Here is a 20816-nt window from a genome sequence, read left to right on the forward strand (position 1 = left end):
CAATATTCTTTAGAATTTATCTAATGTGGCTTTCAATAAATTTATCGCTTGCTGATCTTTGGCACTATCTTGCCACAATTTATCAAATAAATGACGATAACGCTTAATCGCATCTTCTGATGAAGTTATTGAGGCGATACCCGTTGTAATATTAGGTAACTCACCTAATCTAAACGGGCTCATAGCTAAAGCTAACGCATTATCATTTTGATAAAATATTTGGAAAGCAATAGATGGAATAGCTTGCTCAGTAATAGCAATTGTTGGTGCATAAGCTTGATCTTCAATTAATTCGATTAAATGATAGACCTCCTTGCGCGCCAACAACATTCTTTCAGACTTTTTACCCGGCGAAATAGTCAGATTGCCAACTAAGCCGATATGCAAAAACCGTTCAACATTACGTAAGCTAATTAAATTAATTACTTTAGGGACAGATTGATAAAACTGAGTTTTGCGATCATGTAAAATAGATAAAGAAGTCGCATATCTTTCAGCCTCAATATTATCACTCGATTCTCTTAACATCATCCCTAAATGAGACAAATAATCAGGCGAAGTTAAAAGAAAAGAAAAGGGATCGAAATGAGAAAAGATATGAGTGGACTGCTCTTCGAGTTGACGCATACGCTCAAAAAAACCATCACCACTTGAATAATATTCTGTATCAATGCCAAGTAAACTAGCAAATGACGTATCTAACAAAGAAGCTAATCGTTCAAGCGTTTCTATTTTAACGATTTCGCCTTTTTCTAAACGGTAAACCGCAGCTCTTGAGATCCTAAGACTTTCAGCAACCTCTTCAGCCCTAAGAGAGGCAGCGATACGATAAGCTCGTAACCGCTGTCCGATAGCAAAATAATCAGTCGATCCAGTAATCATAATTTACTCAAACTATTGGGATTTCGGCAGTGTACCATATGATAAGTACAATGCCAATTTAATGTAATGATATTTCAGATCGAATCTATGTTTAAGAATATTATTTTAACAATTCGTCTTGTAACGATGATGCATTTTTGAACTCAGTATAATCGGTAATCGCTTCAGGTTGTTTTTTACCTTCCTCAGGCTGACCTAATACTTGCGATGCTATTACCAAACCTTTTTGTTCAATAACTGCACTTTTATAAAATTCAATTAAATCCTCTTTAGTGAGTTTCTTAAGTAACTCTATTTTTTTATCACGCGAATCGAATTGGAAACGAGATAAGCGATAGTCTGATCTCAAACGATCAAACTCTTCATCTAAAGATTGTGGTGGCATTGTCTGCTCTTCGATGATACTTCTCTTATACTCCTCAACATCATCATTAGATAATGCTTCTAGTTTAGTTAACATTGTTGGATAAAACGCTTGGTAACGTTTTAATAAATAAGCAGGATCATATTGATTACTTTGAACAGCAAACCCTAGTCCTACTGATTCACTTATGTATGATGGAAAAACACCAACCAGATAACCTAATTGTTCATTGCTACGCAGTTGATCAAAAAACCAAGAATACATAATGTTAGCTAAAGTATATCCAACTATTTGACTCTTAGTGGAATCATAATTGATTGGAAAATAGGTCATTAACAACGCATTATCTGTGCTTTTTGCTTGTTGGGTTATTCTAGCTGTAAAGGCAGTTTTAATTTTAATATCATCTAATGGTGTAAATTCAACATCACGCTTTAAAGTCTTTTGAATGGCATGATAAAGATCTAATGATTCTTCATTTGAGATATTACCCAAACTAATCATATAAGGAACTGATTGAGTCATCAAACTATCGCGATAAGCTTGAACATCACTTACAGTGATATTATTGGTAATTTGTCTTCTTTCACCTCGTTCATAATAGTGAGGCATTTTAGATAAAGCGAGAACTGGCTCTGACGCTAAACGTACACTTTCAAAATGGTCAGCCCCATCAAGTCGTTGAAGATACCATGATTTAGCTAATTGTAAATTTTGCTCATCAATGGTCACTTGTCGATAACTATTAAGAATGGCTAAAACCATATCTGGTAAATGTTGATTAAAACCATTAGCGGTTATCATTAAACCATTATCAAGACCCGTTGATAGTGACATTCCAGCATTACCTGCTTGAAATTGTAATTGCGTCAAATCTCGACTCACAATGTAATCAAGTAACTCAAAAGAAACTGACGATTTTGCATCATTAAACGCCTGATTATTGCGTAAAGAAACAGCAATTACAGCCTTAGGATCGTGACTAAAATGACGACTAACAAAATGGATATGATTACCACGTTTACTAAATGTCGCGGGTTGAATCTGATCATTATTTTGTCTGACAATATTAAAATTGTCAGGAATATATGGATTTAGCTCAGGCAAACTAAACGAAAACGCTCTACCTAAATCAGCCCAACTTGTTTTTAATTCATCAGTGATATTATCAACTTTATAAGGTGCATTAAGGAAATAAGCCGTTTTGTCAGTAGTTTGATTTGGCGCAATTAACCAAACTCGAACATTTTCAGGCGTAAAACTTTTGAGTCGATTGATGATAGCATCTTTATTCAAATGTTCAGCAACATAATCAGAATCTAATACATTTTTAACCGGGTAAAGAAGCATCTGATCGGATAGCCATTCTACATAAGACATATCACGGTTAACATCTTTATACTTAAAAGACAAAGCAAAGACTTTTTTTATCTCATCATAATACGCGTCTGAAACACCCTGCTTTTCAATTAATTGTAAATAATTAAAAATGGCTGCAATAACCTTATCTTTCTGAGCTAAGCCTTCATCGGTTAAAATAACATTAATATTAAATGTGCCACTATTACCATAATATTTACTATCACTAGTAGCTTGAATAGCTTCAACCAAGCCCTGTTTTTGTAGCTGATCAGCTAAAGTATTTTTACTATTATTACTGATGAGATAAATAAGGTACTCATTGGTCTTATCAGAAAATTTGTCGATATCATTTTCAATCGGAAATTTTAACGACAACATTTTTCTAGGTTGGGCTGGTATCATAGTAATTTCTTTACCAGTAAACTCCTGAGTAACAGCTTGTTGAGTAATTGGCGACACAGTTATATTTTTATTAGGAATTTGACCATAAGTAGATTCAGCCAACGCCTCTAAATTTTTGATCGGTTGATTACTATAAATAACCCCAACCATAATATTAGCTGAATAATATTTATCATGAAAATTAACCAATGCATCTTGCAATTTACTATTATCTTTATCACGTAAAGTTTCTAAATTCCCACCAGAAAATTGTGATGCCGGATGATCCGGATTAATCGTCTCAGCATCAACCTGCTGAATTCGAAAACCATCACTAGAGCGGTATAACGTCATCTCAGCGTTAACAGCATTACGTTCTTTATCAGCAAATTTAGGATCAAAAATTGGCTCAGCAATGGCATCGGCTAAATAATCTAACGCCTTATCAATTACACTATTTTCAACTTCAAAGAAAAATGCGGTGCGATTACCGCTAGTTGTCGCATTGTAGTTACCGGCATGTCGAGCCAAAAATTCTGTAAAACTTGATGGTTGAGGATATTTTTTCGAACCCATTAACACCATATGTTCTGTGTAATGGGCTAAGCCTTGTTGAAGGGCTGGATCATATAATGAACCAACAGGCAATGCGATAGAGCCGAGTGATTTGGTTGCCTTAGGATCGGAAACTAATAACACACGCATTTTATTATCAAGTTCAATCACTTCATATTGACGATCATCTCGTTCGCTTTGGTGAACTTTATCTAATAAAACAGAATGATCATGCTTATTTTCAATAGCAAATGAATTGTTAAAAGAAAAAAGAGTTAATGCAGTAAAAAATAGTGTTCTTGTTTTCATATTATTCATAGAATTCTTTCCAAATAAGCGTTCATTATATTCCGAATTAATAAATAAAACGATTAAAAACCAACAATAAAAGGACATATGTCAAATTTCAAAAAACATACTTAATTTTTATATGTATTTTATTATCTGTTTCATATATAATTCGGCCCAATACGTTTATCGTATTAATCTAGTAAAAATACGTTAGACGCTACTCAGTCCCAAACTTTCCCAAATTTGTCGATTTTATCGACGCATAAAGATACACATTAGTTTTTGATATTTAGAAATAATTTAATGGATTAAGGTAATTATATGTACTATAAGTTTGTCTTAATTGTCAGTATTTTGTTTTGCAGTTATCAAACAGTCGCAACCACAAATAGAGATAATGATGCAATAAAAGCAGATCAATTATTAAAAGAAAGTATTGATGCGAAAAAATCACAAAATTTTGAATTAGCAATATCAAAATTAATAAAAGCGAATCAACTACAGCCAAATAATTCCGATATTCTTGTCCAACTAGGTTTCAATTATTACGCACTAACTCAGTTAGAACAAGCAAAAAAATCGTTTGAATCCGCACTTGTTATCGCCCCCAATTACGTAGATGCGCAATATGGTTTAGTTAGTGTTGTTTTAGCTAAAGATCCTAACCATCCCGAAAAAGCCAAATTGTTACTTGATAAGTACTTAAATCTAACACCTAATGACGAACAATTACTGTCCCTACAGGCAAACATTGATAACATAAAAAAAAATACACATTACTGGAATATTGTTCTATCTGGCACACATAGTCGATTATCTAAATCTTTGCCGAATTGGAATGAAGTGGATTTAGCACTATCTTATCGGCTATCACCGCAAAATACCCTAACCGGCCATTTTACCCAAGCAAACCGTTTTCATAGCAACGACCAAAAAATAGGCCTCACTTATTGGCACACATTCAACAATAAAGCGTATGGTTATCTATCAGGTTCTGTCGCCACATCTAAAAAATTTTACGCAACATATACAATAACAACCGGTGGGGATTATCAATTATTTTCCCCGTATAATGATCAAATAAATTCATTCCATATCACCCTCGATGCAAAGTTGGACCACTATAACGATGGCAACATTAAAACTATTTCACCGGGTATTGAACAATTTTTCTTTAATGATCGTTTATCCATAGCAGGTAAATGGTTCAACACATTTGATCAAGACAACCATCATATGAGTGGTTATTTATTTAAAACCACCATATCACCTACAGAAGAATTACATCTATTTGCAGGATATGCAAATAGTCAAGAAACATCCGACCGTTCGATAAAATTTAATCGTTCATTAATTAAAGTCAAATCTCATTTTATTGGATTGTCATATGACATATCTAATTCAATAACTGGGTTTGTAAACTATAATAATGAAGAAAGAGTTCAAACCAACCACAGCCGTAAGTTATATACTAAAAAAACACTAGGATGTGGAATAAAATGGACATTCTAACTCGATACCTAAATTTATATAATGCCTGTTTCATTTTTATTAGCTTTATTGTATTGATAGTAACCATTGCAATTTACATCAAACGTGAAATTCAATTTAGAAGACACAAGAAATTAAAATTGCAATTGCTAAAAATTTACAAAAAAGCATTGAAAACAGGTGATGAATCTTATTTTAAGCAAGAGATAACAAAAAAATTATCGCTAAATTGCGTAGCAATAATTGCTGCCTATTTTTTCGAGAAACATCGCGAAAAACACATTTTAACTTATTTTGATCTGGAACCATTCCAAAATAAACTTAGGTTACTATTAAAAAAAGGCACAATAAAACAGAAAATTGATGCAGCTAACATGTTAGCATATTATCCTTGCGAAAAAACGAATCAAGCGTTAATTCAGGCTTGTAACAGTTCTCGCCAAGAAGTCGCCATTGCTGCAGCATTGAGTCTAGTTAAAAACGCTTCAGGTATTTCGATAATTCAGATAATGATTACGCTATTTAACAAGATACCGCAAAAAGGCGTATTTTGCTTTTTTAGGCTTTTACCTTCTAATAAATTTCTAGAGCTTGAATCGCTAATCAATTGTGAAGATTTTGCCAATCACCAATTTTTTACTATCTTAAAAAAAATTTCTAAGAACTACATTACCCCCTATCTTATTCTTGCAAAAGAAGATGAGCGTACTTATATGCAAACTTTTTTTGAAAACTTACTGGAACTACAAACAACACCACAAGGGATTATACACAGTTGTTATCTTCTTAATTTCATTAATGAAGAATGTTACATAAAGAAATCATTAAGCATTGAAAAACTAATAACAGAACATTTTGATTTAAAAAGCAAACTATTTATCGATAAAAATTAAATAATTCTTAAAGCAAAAGATGTGGGTAAAACAATGAGTGATTATATAAACAACATAATGATGTTTGGTGTTAAATTCTTAGTTATAACGATAATGCTAATTGGATTAGTGCAAATATTCATCTATTTTGTGCAGCTACTAGTAACAATTTATGTGTTACTCAAAAATCCGAACAAAGAGAGAAAGATCCAGACCGAAAATGATGGTATTTCACATCCAATTACTATTATTTTACCAGCTTATAATGAAAGTGTAACTATAATTGATAGTATCGAATCAACATTAGCGACTCATTACCCTAATGTTGAAATGATAGTTGTAAATGATGGCTCAACAGACAACACTTTTTCAAAAGTGAAAGAATACTTTGATTTACAACCTATTGCGCATCACTTAAATGAACGTAATCAACTCTCTCATGCTAAAATAAGAGATGTTTATGTATCAAAAAAAGATAGCCGGCTTCGAGTTATCGATAAAGAAAATGGTGGCAAAGCAGACGCGCATAATGCAGCAATTAATTTAAGTAATTCCCCAATTATCTGTCTTATAGATGCTGATTCAATTTTAGCACCTGACGCCATTAACAAAGCTGTAGTCCCTCTAATTGACGATCCAAAAACAGTTGCAGTAGGTGGAGCTGTGCGAGTTGCTAATAGTTGTTCTATTAGAAATGGAATAATATCTAAAATCAATTTATCTAAAAGATTCATCGTACAAATTCAAATTCTTGAATATATGAGAGTATTTCTCTTGGCAAAAATTGCTTGGAATCATTTTAATACTTTACCGATAATTTCAGGTGCATTTGGTTTATTTAGACGAGATTTTGCAATAAAGGTCGGTGGTTTTTGTGTCGGTTCTGTTGGTGAAGACTATGATATCACTCTAAAATTGCACAAATATATTTATGACTCTAATGTTGATTACAAAATTGATTATGTACCAACCGCCATATGTTGGACCCAAGTGCCTGAAAAATGGAAGGTATTAAAAAACCAACGTATACGATGGCATATTGGCGCACTACAAACTTTTATAAATTTTAAGTCGTTAACGTTTAAACTAAAATATAAAAAGTTAAGCCTTATGCTATTACCTTTTTCAATATTAACCGATATTTTAGGTCCAATTGCTGAACTGCTAGGGTACTTTTTAATACCGCTTATTTGGTCTCTTGACATGATAGATAGCAACGTAATGTTATCTTATTTTTTAATTGTTTTTGGATACAATAGCCTTATAAGTGCTTTTGCTATAGCGATTGATGGTGTGTTATTATCAGGATTAGATAAAACTAGATATCTACTAAAACTATTTATTACTGCATTACTAGATAACTTTGGTTATCGACAGTTATACCTATATTGGAAGCTTAAAGGCTATGCTAGATTAATAAAAGGCAATTTATCTTGGGGAAAAATGGAGAGGGTAAAATTTGACAAATAAACTTAAAATCATCTATTTATTATTTGTGATAAGTTTTATGAGTCCTGCAACATTTGCTGAAAATTTAGCATTAAATATTAGCTCCATCAATTTAAAACATTGGTATTACTTAAGTACTCATGAAATCAAAAAAAGTGCTACCTTACTATTAAAGCTACTTGAAAAAAAAGATTTCATAAACACTAATTCGGTGCTTAAAAATGCCAATGTCTATTCAAATATTAATCAATTAAATGCGGATAAGATGAAGTCAAATTATACCTCTTTGCCCAATCAATATAGATCCGATATCAATATTTCGATGTGGAATTGGCATACTGAAAATTGGATTCATTCACCAAGTCAATTTCTGACTAAACTAAAACAAAAAGGTATTAATCAAGTTTATCTCCAATTGAATATAGTAAATGGGCATATTCAAAATCAAGATAAGCTATTTCAGCTACTTGATATCGCAGCTAAAAAGAAAATGAGCATTATTGCTGTTGAAGGGGCACCTGATATGATTACTGATTCGGGTTTAAAAAATGCCATTGAACGCAATAAAGTCATTAAAAAGTTATGCCAAATACACAATCCTTGTCTTGCGGGAATTCAATATGATATTGAACCATACTTATTGGCTGAATATGCACAAAATAAAAGCCACATTTGGCAAAGATGGAATAATGCAATAAAAACATTAAGTGAAACTTGGCATGATAAAATTGAAATAGTCTTGCCATTTTGGTTACTTGATATAGAAGACGGAAAAAATATAGTCGAAAAGACACTACCATATAGCTCAAAATTAATTATTATGGCTTATCGCACAAAGTTAGCACAAATTTATACAATTAGTTCTCAATGGCTAACTTGGGGAGAGCTCAACAATAAAAAAATTGTTATCGCTCTTGAAAGCAGCATTATTGAAGATGAAACATCAGAAAATTACAATCAATATCCACAAAGTGACGAATCACAAACCACAAGCTTAAATCAATCTATTAGCTTTATGGGGGAAGAAAAAAAATTATTTAGCACGATTAACCAGCTATCAACCTATTTTTCTCAATGGTCATCATTTGAACGATTTGCTTTGAATGGTTTGGAAAGTAAATAAAAGAGACAGCGTCTCTTTTATTATATAGCATATTAATGTTCGCGAGTTTTTCTGAACTCAACATCCGGATAACGTTCTTGGGTTAAATTTAGATTAACCATACTTGGTGCAATATAAGAAAGATTATCACCACCATCTAAAGCCAAATTCTGTTCACATTTGCGTTTAAAGTCTTCAAGTTTCTTAGCATCGCTACACTCAACCCAACGCGCAGTGGTGACGTTTACTGGCTCATAAATTGCTTCAACGTTATATTCAGATTTCAAACGGGCAACCACCACATCAAACTGTAACACCCCAACTGCCCCAACAATTAAATCATTATTAGCAATTGGTCGGAATACTTGAACAGCCCCTTCTTCTGAAAGCTGAACTAAACCTTTTAACAATTGTTTTTGTTTAAGTGGATCTTTTAAACGAATTCGACGGAATAATTCCGGTGCAAAGTTAGGAATACCAGTAAATTTAAGATCTTCACCTTGGGTAAACGTATCACCAATTTGAATCGTACCGTGATTATGCAAACCAATAATATCACCAGCATAAGCTTGCTCAACATGATCACGATCGCCTGCCATAAAGGTTAATGCATCAGAAATATTAACATCTTTAGCAATACGAACATGGCGTAACTTCATACCTTTTTCATATTTACCTGAAACAATGCGCATAAATGCAACACGGTCTCGGTGTTTAGGATCCATATTTGCTTGGATCTTAAATACAAAACCGGTAAATTTTTCTTCGCTTGCTTCAACTTCTCGTTTATCTGTTTGCCGAGGCTGTGGTGCTGGCGCCCAAGCGGTTAGACCATCAAGCATATGATCTACACCAAAATTACCCAACGCAGTACCAAAAAACACAGGCGTTAAATCACCAGACAAAAATGCATCTAAATCAAACTCATTTGATGCACCTTGCACTAATTCTAATTCATCGCGAAGTTGTTGGGCCAAATCATCACCAATGGTGCTATCAAGTTCAGGATTATCTAACCCTTTAATGATTCTAACTTCTTGAATGGTATGACCTTTACCGGTTTGATAAAGATAAGTTTCATTTTTAGCTAAATGATAGACCCCTTTAAATAACTTACCACAACCAATTGGCCAAGTAATTGGGGCGCACATAATATTAAGCTCGTTTTCAACTTCATCTAACAACTCCATCGGATCACGAATATCACGGTCGAGCTTATTCATAAAAGTTAAAATAGGCGTGTTTCGTAAACGTGTAACTTCCATTAATTTACGCGTTCTGTCTTCGACACCTTTTGCTGCATCAATCACCATCAAACAACTATCAACTGCGGTTAAAGTTCGATAAGTGTCTTCCGAAAAATCCTCATGCCCGGGGGTATCAAGCAAGTTCACCAAACAGTCATTATAAGGAAATTGCATAACGGAAGTTGTAATTGAAATACCACGCTGTTTTTCCATCTCCATCCAGTCTGACTTAGCGTGCTGCGCATTAGCACCACGCCCTTTTACTGTGCCCGCAGTTTGAATGGCTTGTCCAAAAAGCAAAACTTTTTCGGTAATGGTTGTTTTACCGGCATCAGGGTGAGAGATAATTGCAAAAGTACGACGAGCATTCACTTCGTCTAAATAAGCTTGTTCTGTCATAAAATTAATTAATTTAGCTAAGCAAAAAAATGATGCGGTATTCTAGCAGGTCTCTATCTATATTGCCATTGATGAACGCTATTTTGCTATTTGCCTGATATCTATGCATAATAGAGCAAATAAAATCGAAGATGATATAATTAATCAATTATAACGGTGTCTACGCTAAATATTTCTCAATAATTAAATAGATATGAATATTCGTGACTTAAAATTGTTTTTACATCTATGTGATACATGTCATTTTGGAATAAGTGCCGATGCTATGCATGTAAGCCCTTCCACCCTTTCAAGGCAGATCCAGCGCCTTGAAGAACAATTTGGTCATCGATTATTTATTCGCGACAACCGACAAGTTCAAATTACCCACGAAGGTGAAAAAGTAAAACACTTTGCCCAACAAGTCATTAATCTACACCAACAATTAAAGCAAGAATTGGACCAAGCCGATCAACGATTAGTTGGTGAATTAACCTTATTTTGCTCGGTCACAGCGGCTTACAGCCATCTACCTGAAATACTTGATCGCTTTCGCCTACACTACCCATTAGTAGAAATTAAACTATCCACGGGAGATGCAGCCGATGCTGTTGAAAAAATTCAATCTCATCAAGCTGATTTAGCTATTGCAGGTAAACCCAAACAACTACCATCGGGTGTTGAATTTATTAAATTAGGTGAAATTGAAATGGTATTACTCATACCTAAACTTAATAGTTCATTCAGTGACAAATTGCATCAAAAAGCACCAGATTGGCATAATATCCCATTCATATTGCCTGAGCACGGCCCAAGCCGACATCGAATAGATTTATGGTTCAAACAACAAAAAATCACCAGCCCCAAAATTTATGCAACGGTAGCTGGGCACGAAGCCATTGTCTCCATGGTGGCTTTGGGTTGTGGCGTGGCTTTATTGCCTAAAGTAGTAATGGAAAATAGCCCAGAAAGAGTAAGAGAACGCATCACCGAATGGTCAACCAATTTAATGGAACCGTTTGATGTTGGCATATGTGTACAAAAAAGACGATTATCAGAAAAAATTATTTCAGCATTTTGGTCTATTAGTAACCCAAATTTACCAACTCAATAAAAAATAATATAATAAACTGTAGTTAATTAGTATATAGCAGTTAATTGAAATGTAGGGAACGAATGTAATGCCAATAAAATTAAAAAAAATAAGCACGTTATCCACCTTACTCTTTTTAACAATATTCTCAAATCCTAGTGGTGCTGAATTGGGTGATATTGCAAAGCAAAACCCGATTAATTATAAACCGCATTGGCTAGTTATTCATAGTTCAAACTACTATGATGGCGAAAGTGATGATCTTGTTACCGCTGGAATGGGGTTTACTGCATTATCGAAAATGATCCAAAAGGTCTATTATGCCGATCCATCAAATCCAACTCCCCAAGAATTGCGCCGTGCAAAACTAAATCGATTTATTGATACAAAAACGGGAGAAGGCTCGCTATTTGGATTTAAACGTGAGGATTTGTCGCCTTTATTTGACGGAAAAATTGCCGGCACAGAGATTTTAGCCACCATAAAAGATGAAAATGTTGGCTTGTTATTACAAGTTCCTGTTGATTTTAATAAGAAAAAACCCTGTATTGTTGCCGTACCGGCTTCGGGTTCTGATGGACTATATAACGCCAAAGATATACAAATCCGTGGATTGTGGGGTCTTAAACATAACTGCGCAGTAGTTTATAACGACAAAGGTTTAGGTACTGGTATTTATGATATTACCAACGAACAAGGCTTTACTGTTGATGGTCAAGTTGCTAAGGACAACATACTCTTCAAGCCAACTATCCAAAATCCAAAAGAGTTTATCAAAAATAATCCGCACCGTTATGCAGTAAAACAGCTCCATTCAAAGCAAAATCAAGAAGCAAGTTGGTCAAAATATAACTTCTTCTCAATTATTTTCGCTATGTATGAATTAAATGAGCTATTCCCTGAACCTGGTAAATTGAGCTTCTCCGAATCAAATACCCTTATATTAATCTATGGAGCAGAGGATGGTGCGACAGCTGCGCTTAAAATGGCTGAATCAGATGCGATGGGAAAAATTAATGGTGTAGTGGCTGTTAATCCACAAATTCAGCCACGCCAAGATAGCGCTATTGAAAACAAATCCTATCATTCACTACCGGATTACAGTACCTATGGGGCACTTTATATTCCTTGTGCCATACCGGCAATTGAACCCAATAAGCAGGACAAATACGTCCCTGAAGCCTCTAAATACCTTTTTTCACAAAACCGTTGTGATGCATTAAAACAAGCCAACATACTACCAACCGGCACACCGAAAGAGGCATTGAACAAACTGTATGATTATGGTTGGAAACCTGAAATGAGCATCCAATTACCTTATTTCTATCTTAATGAATCAATTGCCTACCCTTATAAATATATTAGCGCCTATGGTCGATATGATGTAACTGAAAACATGTGTGACTTTTCAGTGGCAAGTACTCAACAGGACCCCTATTTTAATTCTGGTGAAGTAAAACCACTAAAACAAGTCAATTTTGCCGAAATTTGGGGATTATCTAATGGCCAATTACCAATCTGGGCCAACCATGATGCCACAGCGATTGACCTAGTTGAAAATAAAGATGTCACATCGCCTCGACGTGAATGGTTTTCAAGTTCTACCATTGAACATCAAATAGATTATGGCACTAAAGGAGCCATTTGCTTAAGAGAAAAAATAAAAGAGCCTCGTGTAATTAAAGGGTTAGAAGAAGTCCAAGCAACAGGTAATTTAAATAAAATCAAAACCTTTATTGTTCATGGTAAAAACAACCCTAAACAACTTATCGACCACACATCTCGACCTTATGTTGCATTAAATAGTAAAGTTGAAGGAAAAGAGTCGCAACTTCGTTATATTGAAGTTGAAAATGCGAGTTATCTTGATGGCAAAGCGCCTTTTGACAACACCTTATTACCGATTGACTATTATGGTGAAGAAGCTATCGAATGGTTATGGGCAAATCTAACCAACCAAGTTAATTTACCAGAAAGTCAAGTTATACGCACCAAAGCTAGAGGTGGAATTATTGGTCAAGCACCGCAAGCAACGGCTGAAAATCTAGTCCCAATATCGCAAACTCCAGATACCAACAATCTAATCACTGTCGATAATGGCAAAATTATATTTCCGCAATAAAATCAAATTCACAAATGACTATCGAACAAATCAAATACGATTCGATAGTCATTTAATCAACTATATTCGATACCTTAATAAGTGAACACATTTTAGGATAAAGCTCGAAAAACAATGTTTTGAGTGGCGTATAGTTTTGTTCAAAATCAATAAAGGTATCGCTTAATAGATAGAGTTTAGGTCGACGCTTTGCCATACCGTTTAAAACGTTACCAATAAAATCCACCGTGGCATAATTTACCAACCATTCACCACGCCACATTGCCCCCATAAAATCTTGATAATCAACTGGATAATTTGCGATATAAGGCTGAATCTGTCGCTTAGTAAAGGTATTGAATGATGAAAGAGATTGCTTAGCGTTAAATTCCGCCCAATATTTTGACAAAAAATGGTCCCAAATAATATCCAAGGTGATCGGTGCAACACGTTGATGTGATTGTCGAAAAAGCAATTTAGCTTGCTTAACTTCAGCAAAACTATCAATCAAACGATCAATCCTACGATGCAACATAATCCCATCGGCAATCTCTTTAGGATATTGTCGATAAGCATCACCTTTAACAAAATCAGCAACTGTATTACCAATCAACGAACTATTCGCCAACGTTGCCAAATGTAAATGTGCAAGAATATTCATGGCTAATCTCGATGTTTAAACTCCCCTTCAGCAAAACCTTCTCGCCAATAACTAGTAATGTGGACCGAACTAGGTTGCAAATCGACATATTTATCTTTAATGGCCTGACGTAATTGCCGAGCAAGCGAACACTCTAACCCGCCCCAAAACAATAGATTATCCTGCTGACTCAAATCCCAACTCATCACCGCATCAACTAATTGATTAGGATGATTGGCATCTTTAATCAACCATTGAACAGATAAATCAGATGGCAGTTCAACGATATCGCTCTTATGATTAACCTCAATAAAAGCAACTGCTTTATGATTTGCAGGTAAATGTTCAAGGGTATAACAGATGGTTGGCAGAGAAGACACATCACCCATCAAAATCAAATATTGATTATCAAATTCTAACTTACCTGCTGTACCAACTATACCGATTTGATCGCCCACTTTTGCCTGTTGAGCCCAAACCGTCGCTAAACCGCTGTCGTGAATCGCAAAATCAATCACAATTTGATTGGACGACTCATCATAAGCCCGAATACTATAACTGCGAGCAAATTGACGAACTTTATCACTCACTAAAATTTTATTATTTTCATCTAACATCGGAAAAGTAATTTTGCCAGTCAAAGGATCAGCAAATAACAACTTTAAATGAGGACAAATCCAATTTGGATTAACTTCTAAAGGCTTATCACAACTAAAATGTAACCGAAAATAACTCTCTGACGGCCTTTCAACTTTAATCACTGTCAATAAAGCATTAATAATGTATTTTTTTGATTTTTCGTGCATTTGGTGTTCTCTTCTATTCCTCTAATATCGCATCACTATCATACAACATAATTGGTATAAAAAAGGGGAATTTTTAATCGCGGGAAAGAGAAAAAAAACCACCCTAAATTGGGTGGAATCTAAATCAATAGCAAGTATTAAAAGTGTAAGGCCCCAAACGCCCCACACCAATCCTGATCGAATTTAACCACAGCAGCATCGACGGCTGGATCTGAAATAAACAGCTCCGCCACATCCACCGGCAACGTAATTGACTGACAACCGGCAAGCATACAATCTAAAGCTTGTCTTGGCGTTCTAAAACTGGCTGCTAACACCATCGATTCAGGGCAATGCAAATCTAACAGCGCTTGTAGCTCATAAACCGTATCTTTACTATTACCACCTTGGGCATCAATACGATTGACATAAGGAGCAATATATTTTGCACCAGCAAGCGCAGCCAAAAAGCCCTGACCCGCACCATAAACGGCCGTACCTAAAGTTGGAATACCCTGCTTGGTCAACTCCTTAATCGCCATCAACCCCTCGGCATTAACCGGGATTTTAGTCACAATCGATGGTATGACTTTACGAAGTTGCTCAGCTTCCTTAATCATCTCTTTAGCATTATGAGAAAGCACTTGCGCGAATAACAACTTATCAGAACCCAGCAAATCTTGTAATTCAGATAACAAATCAAAAATTGGCTTACCCGATTTAGCGACAATACTTGGATTAGTGGTAACCCCCTTTATTGGCAAAATTGCAGCTAAACGCTTAATCGCTGCAACATCGGCTGTATCTAAATATAATTCCATACCCACTCCTAATTAAATGCTTAATTGATGAGTAGCATAGTAAAAAAAAATTTAACTCAAGCCTAGAAGACAAAATTTCTATTTACTGGACTTTTGTACGATAAATAGCAAAATGCGATCTCGATCACACTTTTAATAATAATTAATAACACATTAAATTAAATAAATTTTTCAACTTTAACTCCACAAGCTATAATTAAACCAACTGCACATTACTTGGTTTACTAACAATATGACCACAACCCTAAAAAACGTATTAACTCAGCTCACTAACCAACAAATCAACCATCTCTATTTTGCCAATAACCAACAAACGGCCCCGCTACATGCTTATCAAGTTGATTTTCCGAGGATCGAAGTGATTATAGAAGGTCAACAGCTTATGCAATGGGCTGACAGCAATGGCAAAATAATGACACAACAACTTGAAGTTAATGATCTGCTCTATATTACCGCTAATAGTTGGAACAAACCTATCCGCACAACCCCAATCAGCTGGTTAAACATCTTATTTGGCAAACAGCAAATTGGCATCAGCATTGTTTATTGGGACGGCAACCAATTAATTCCGCTAGCACAAACCAACATACCAAGGCGAGGTCCACGAGTTGGCACCTTTATTATTCAAGCGCTATCTGAATTGACTTGGCAAAATCAACCACAAACTCAAACCGGCTACTACTTGATTCAAAGCCTGCTTAGTAACACCCTAGATTTACTCAATGCCGACATAAAAACCGCATCAAAAACCACCAGCTTATTCGAAGCAATACGCCAATATATTGATACTCATTTTCGGGAAGATATAAGCCGTGAATTTCTAGCTAAAATGTTTTATATCTCACCCAACTATTTATCCTATCTATTCAAAAACGAAGGCAAAATTGGCTTAAATGAATATCTCAACCATATCCGCATAGAGTACGCAAAATCACTACTTAAAGATTACGACTTAAACGTCAAAGAAATCTCGCTTGAAGCGGGTTTTAAAGATAGTAACTACTTTTGCCGAATTTTTAGAAAAAAAACCGAACGAACACCCACTGAATATCGACGGCAATATCATAGTAAATTATCGGAAAAGTAAACTCAGTTAATTGAAAGTAAAACAGAAGTTTCTAATTGCAAGCAATTAAGGAGCCCAAAAACCCCGTTCCTCAACTTTTTTTGATTAGAAAAACAGAGTTTCTAAAAAGCACCACCGCTATAGCGGAATTATTTATTTGGACAATATTTCATAACAGAAATTTGAACCCCAAAACCCCGCTCCTCAACTTTTTTCGATAAAAACTAAAAAACCACCCTAGTTGAGGTGGATGATTTACCTTTAACATTAAGCTCTGCGTAAAAATACTGACCTTATTTATAGCCTTTTTTCTATCAGCGGATTTGATAAATCCTATCCGATAGCGCCATCAGGCACAGTGTGCTCTGCTATTAATGCAATTCACTAAAATAATTCTTCAACTCCTGAATAAACGCACTATCTACCATCGATTTATTTGCCTGCCATGATTGTAAAAATAATAGATGCTGAACCGTTAACGGTTTGTTCATATCGCGAAATTCGTTTAACTGTTCGTTTACCTCTTGGGATGTTGTGAGAAGGGATTGTGGTGTTTTTTGCTTCGGTATTTGGCAATGCTTTTGATACCATAGCTCATAGCCACTTAAATCATAATCACCCAATAACTCATACCCCGTCAAATTAGGGCTGGCATTAGGGTAACGTTTAGTAATAGAACGGGTAGGAAATCCACCGCAAATAATAATTTCATCAATTTTTTTTATATACTTTGCCGTCACCTTTAAGTTAAAACCCAATAATTGCTCAACCACATATAATGATTGATTATAAAGCTTTAAAAAATTACCTTCGGCTATAAACTGAACCGGCCTTTTACTTAACGCTATTTTTTCTTCAATATTCATTTTATATTACTCCTTTAATATCAATATTTTTAACCACCACCTCGGTGCCCAGCATTTTTGCCGCTTAGCAGCAAAATCGCTTTTTTTATGGCTAAACGACGTTGATTCCTTGAGTCAGCTTACTTTTAATCACCTAATACTATTTTTTATCACCCCCACCCCCGGCCCTAAGGATTAAGGACGAAGAAATAAATACTAAGGATGGGAGCAAAGGCCGTAGTAGCTGGAGGAGGTGAAGGGCACATACACGTCACCGTAGTAGGTGCTCACGACAAACTGGGTACCACGCCACGGGTCACTAGTCCAGTACCAACGGTTGCCGAAGCCAACGCCTGAATAATCCAGCATACGACCCCACTCAGCTAAAAAACCAGAACCTATATGACGCGTGTAAAAATTATTACGCGAGGAAGGGGTGGCGCCGACTGAACCCTGACAGTAAGTGTTTGAATTACTACCACGACAAGATGCATTGGTTAAATCCTTTACCTTAACAAGACGATAACCAAGACTATTACACCAAGATAAGGCAGGAGAATAACTGTAAGTGCTATAACTACCACGGTGGACGAACCACTGCTTCAAAGTAAAACCATATCTGACGACAGCATTACCTCGACTATCACGACCGACCAACTCGAAGGTCTGAGGCAAAGTAGGTTTAGAAATAGGACTAGGAGTGGTTGAACTTTGCTCGGATGTGGTAGTGTAAGGACCCGTTAAAGTAACACGTACGCTTGTAGCAGTAGGATTAGACATAGTAGCAGTGATACCACCCCGAGAAACAGAAGACCAAGACAATGGCTGACTACTACCACTAATGACTAAATCAAAGTACAATCCATTAGCACCAGTAGTAGGAAAGTTTCTACCGTAATAGAGAGGGTCTGTTTCTTGAGTGAGAAAACCCTTAGCAGGGTCCCACATCCAAGAGGGGCCAGCAAAATCCCAAGTTGGGTCATAAGAAGAATCACCACGCTTACCAAACATTAAATTAGGCCGAGCAAAACAAACAGCTGGTCCACCCTTAGGATTGACGTAATAAGTCACATTACGGGCACTGAAAGTACTACGATTAGGAAATCCGTAACGAGTAGATAATGTACCGTTAGTACTAGATAACTTAATCCTATAAGGTGCGTTACAAGTCGTTAACACGGAATTACGTGATACAGACTGATTGTTTTTATCGACGATAGATAAACTTAAAGAACCTGTAGCACTAACGCCAGAATCACCATCATCATCCCCCCAATAATTATTAGGAGGACCGATAAGTGTACTCAAAGCGACTGAAGTAGTATCAGTAGGAACGAACATACGAATATCAGCAAAACTCTGACCCTCAACGGGCAAGGAGATTGGAGTTGCAGATGATGAATTGGTAGAAGGCGTATAATGTGCACCATCAGATAGTGTAATCCCAAGCAGACCGTTAGCATCAACTGCACGAGTACGACCACCGTCGAAAGTCAGATAAGGAGGAGTACCCTGTATCTGATTTGCTGTTGTCTGTGATGTCAATGCGTGCCCCGAAAAAGGAAGGAAAAAGGCCAAGAAAAAAACAATCTGCCGGGATAATTGGGAAAAGGATCGAAAACAGGATCGCGAAAAGGATCTGAAAATGGATCCGGAAAACGATCGAAAAGAGGATCGCGGAAGCGATCGCGCGAAAATTCGCAGAATTTCACTTGATTGAGTGGAAAAATAAGCGTAAGTGAAAAAATTAAACTGGGTGCTGGACTTAGGCGAATTTAAAAGATAGGTTGGCCAGGTTGCCTGTTGCCTGTTGAAAATTATAATGCATTTTAGACTACCTTGTCAAGTAATTTTTTGATTAATTTACAATTTTATACTTTTTTATCAAATTTTAGCCTCTGAGCTAAAACCGTGTAAAAAGTATAGTGATTGGAAAAACACGATGCAACACTTTTTTTCGCTCACTTACGCTAACTTTTGTAAATAGGATCTAAAAATGATCTAAAAAATAATTGATTAACCTTTGTTTTAATTGAATATATTACCATTGCGAATCTTTAAAAAGATATTTAAAGATCCTCAAAATTTTTATTTTAGGGCTTTGAATTAGAAATTTAGTAAGTTTGATCATTTAAAACTTTTTAAGTGAAATTTAAAACCCCAAAAACCCCGTTCCTCAACTTTTTTTGATGTAAAAAAACAGCTACTAAAAAACGCCATAGCTTAAAGCCGAATTATTTATTTGAGACAACATTGCAAAGCAGAATTTAGAACCCTAAAAACCCCGCTCCTCAACTTTTTTTTCAATAAAAAACTTAAAAAAAACCACCCTAGTTTGGGCGGATGATTTATTTTCGACATCAAGCTCTGCGTAAAAAATACTGACCTTATTTATAGCCTTTTTTCTATCAGCGGATTTAATAAATCCGATAGCGCCATCAGGCACAGTGTGCTCTGCTATTAATGCAGTTCACTAAAATAATTCTTCAACGCCTGAATAAACGCACTATCTACCATAGCAGGGTATTTATTTGCCTGCCATGATTGTAAAAATAATAGATGCTGAACCGTTAACGGTTTATTCATATCGCGAAATTCGTTTAACTGTTCGTTTACCTCTTGGGATGTTGTGAGAAGGGATTGTGGTGTTTTTTGCTTCGGTATTTGGCAATGATTTTGGTACCATAATTCATAACCACTTAAATCATAATCACCTATTAACTCATACCCGGTTAAATTAGGGCTGGCATTAGGATAGCGTTTAGTAATAGAACGGGTAGGAAATCCACCACAAACGATAATTTGGTCTATCTTTTTTATAAACTTTGCCGTTGCCTTTAAGTTAAAACCCAATAACTGCTGAACCACATATAATGATTGATTATAAAGCTTTAAAAAATTACCTTCAGCAATAAACTGAACCGGCCTTTTACTTAACGCTATTTTGTCTTCAATATTCATTTTATATTACTCCTTTAATATCAATATTTTTAACCACCACCTCAGTGCCCAGCATTTTTGCCGCCTAGCCGCAAAATCGCTTTTTATGGCTAAACGACGTTGACTCCTTGAGTCAGCTTACTTTTAATCA

General features: G+C 35.5%; 16 protein-coding genes. 7 read left to right on the top strand and 9 right to left on the bottom strand.

The features are described from left to right. Positions 1 to 9: 9 nt before the first annotated feature. Both J3U24_RS01710 and ptrA read right to left on the bottom strand, forming a co-directional pair. Positions 10 to 882 carry a helix-turn-helix domain-containing protein gene (locus J3U24_RS01710; protein ID WP_065734569.1) on the bottom strand — a complete coding sequence of 291 codons (873 nt, stop codon included), beginning with the start codon at positions 880 to 882 and terminating at the stop codon, positions 10 to 12. Positions 883 to 982: 100 nt separating this feature from the next. Continuing rightward, positions 983 to 3862 (bottom strand): pitrilysin, encoded by a 2880-nt coding sequence (gene ptrA, locus J3U24_RS01715; RefSeq protein WP_267337524.1) that lies wholly within the window; start codon positions 3860 to 3862, stop codon positions 983 to 985. A gap of 294 nt (positions 3863 to 4156) precedes the next feature. On the opposite strand from ptrA, the gene J3U24_RS01720 reads away from it, so the two are divergent. The 4 genes from J3U24_RS01720 to J3U24_RS01735 are packed head-to-tail and all read left to right on the top strand — an operon-like array spanning position 4157 to position 8770. Beyond that, positions 4157 to 5347, top strand: a complete 1191-nt coding sequence (locus J3U24_RS01720) for a YaiO family outer membrane beta-barrel protein (RefSeq protein WP_267337522.1) — start codon at positions 4157 to 4159, stop codon at positions 5345 to 5347. A gap of 53 nt (positions 5348 to 5400) precedes the next feature. Then, entirely contained in the window at positions 5401 to 6219 is an 819-nt protein-coding gene (locus J3U24_RS01725) for a hypothetical protein (RefSeq protein WP_267346960.1), read from the top strand. Between the two features lie 33 nt (positions 6220 to 6252). Then, on the top strand, positions 6253 to 7668 hold the full coding sequence (locus tag J3U24_RS01730; protein ID WP_220224913.1) for a glycosyltransferase family 2 protein: 1416 nt from the start codon (positions 6253 to 6255) through the stop codon (positions 7666 to 7668). Then, entirely contained in the window at positions 7658 to 8770 is a 1113-nt protein-coding gene (locus tag J3U24_RS01735) for a hypothetical protein (RefSeq protein WP_267330877.1), read from the top strand. Before J3U24_RS01730 ends, J3U24_RS01735 begins: the two co-directional genes overlap by 11 nt. A 32-nt stretch (positions 8771 to 8802) precedes the next feature. On the opposite strand, the gene prfC is transcribed toward J3U24_RS01735, so the two are convergent. Continuing rightward, the gene (gene prfC, locus J3U24_RS01740) at positions 8803 to 10395 is read right to left on the bottom strand and encodes a peptide chain release factor 3 (protein WP_065561949.1); all 1593 of its coding nucleotides are present in this window, start codon (positions 10393 to 10395) and stop codon (positions 8803 to 8805) included. A gap of 193 nt (positions 10396 to 10588) precedes the next feature. Between prfC and ilvY the strand changes: the two genes are divergently transcribed. Both ilvY and J3U24_RS01750 read left to right on the top strand, forming a co-directional pair. After that, positions 10589 to 11488, top strand: coding sequence for an HTH-type transcriptional activator IlvY (gene ilvY / locus J3U24_RS01745; RefSeq protein WP_065734573.1), 900 nt, complete (start codon positions 10589 to 10591; stop codon positions 11486 to 11488). Positions 11489 to 11555: 67 nt separating this feature from the next. Next, complete coding sequence (locus J3U24_RS01750) at positions 11556 to 13589, top strand: 3-hydroxybutyrate oligomer hydrolase family protein (protein ID WP_267337520.1); 2034 nt, start codon at positions 11556 to 11558, stop codon at positions 13587 to 13589. A gap of 52 nt (positions 13590 to 13641) precedes the next feature. On the opposite strand, the gene J3U24_RS01755 is transcribed toward J3U24_RS01750, so the two are convergent. The 3 genes from J3U24_RS01755 to fsa form a co-directional block, all read right to left on the bottom strand. Then, complete coding sequence (locus J3U24_RS01755; RefSeq protein ID WP_267337519.1) at positions 13642 to 14229, bottom strand: ACP phosphodiesterase; 588 nt, start codon at positions 14227 to 14229, stop codon at positions 13642 to 13644. A 2-nt stretch (positions 14230 to 14231) separates the two neighbouring features. Then, positions 14232 to 15014: a siderophore-interacting protein gene (locus J3U24_RS01760; RefSeq protein WP_267330873.1), complete on the bottom strand. Its 783-nt coding sequence runs from the start codon at positions 15012 to 15014 to the stop codon at positions 14232 to 14234. 137 nt (positions 15015 to 15151) lie between these two features. Continuing rightward, a complete protein-coding gene (fsa, locus tag J3U24_RS01765) occupies positions 15152 to 15814 on the bottom strand; it encodes a fructose-6-phosphate aldolase (RefSeq protein ID WP_267337518.1) in 663 nt (220 codons plus the stop codon). Between the two features lie 232 nt (positions 15815 to 16046). Between fsa and J3U24_RS01770 the strand changes: the two genes are divergently transcribed. After that, a complete protein-coding gene (locus tag J3U24_RS01770) occupies positions 16047 to 16901 on the top strand; it encodes a helix-turn-helix domain-containing protein (RefSeq protein ID WP_267337517.1) in 855 nt (284 codons plus the stop codon). A 350-nt stretch (positions 16902 to 17251) separates the two neighbouring features. Here the strand turns inward: J3U24_RS01770 and J3U24_RS01775 are convergent, their stop codons facing one another. The 3 genes from J3U24_RS01775 to J3U24_RS01785 all read right to left on the bottom strand — a co-directional run bounded on the left by J3U24_RS01775 (position 17252) and on the right by J3U24_RS01785 (position 20686). Next, complete coding sequence (locus J3U24_RS01775; protein ID WP_267337516.1) at positions 17252 to 17746, bottom strand: hypothetical protein; 495 nt, start codon at positions 17744 to 17746, stop codon at positions 17252 to 17254. 195 nt (positions 17747 to 17941) lie between these two features. After that, on the bottom strand, positions 17942 to 19270 hold the full coding sequence (locus tag J3U24_RS01780; protein WP_267346961.1) for a hypothetical protein: 1329 nt from the start codon (positions 19268 to 19270) through the stop codon (positions 17942 to 17944). 915 nt (positions 19271 to 20185) lie between these two features. Beyond that, entirely contained in the window at positions 20186 to 20686 is a 501-nt protein-coding gene (locus J3U24_RS01785) for a hypothetical protein (RefSeq protein WP_267337514.1), read from the bottom strand. Between the last annotated feature and the right edge of the window lie 130 nt (positions 20687 to 20816).

This window comes from Gilliamella sp. B2785 (genome assembly GCF_026537005.1).
GTDB classification, from domain to species: Bacteria; Pseudomonadota; Gammaproteobacteria; order Enterobacterales; family Orbaceae; genus Gilliamella; species Gilliamella apicola_E.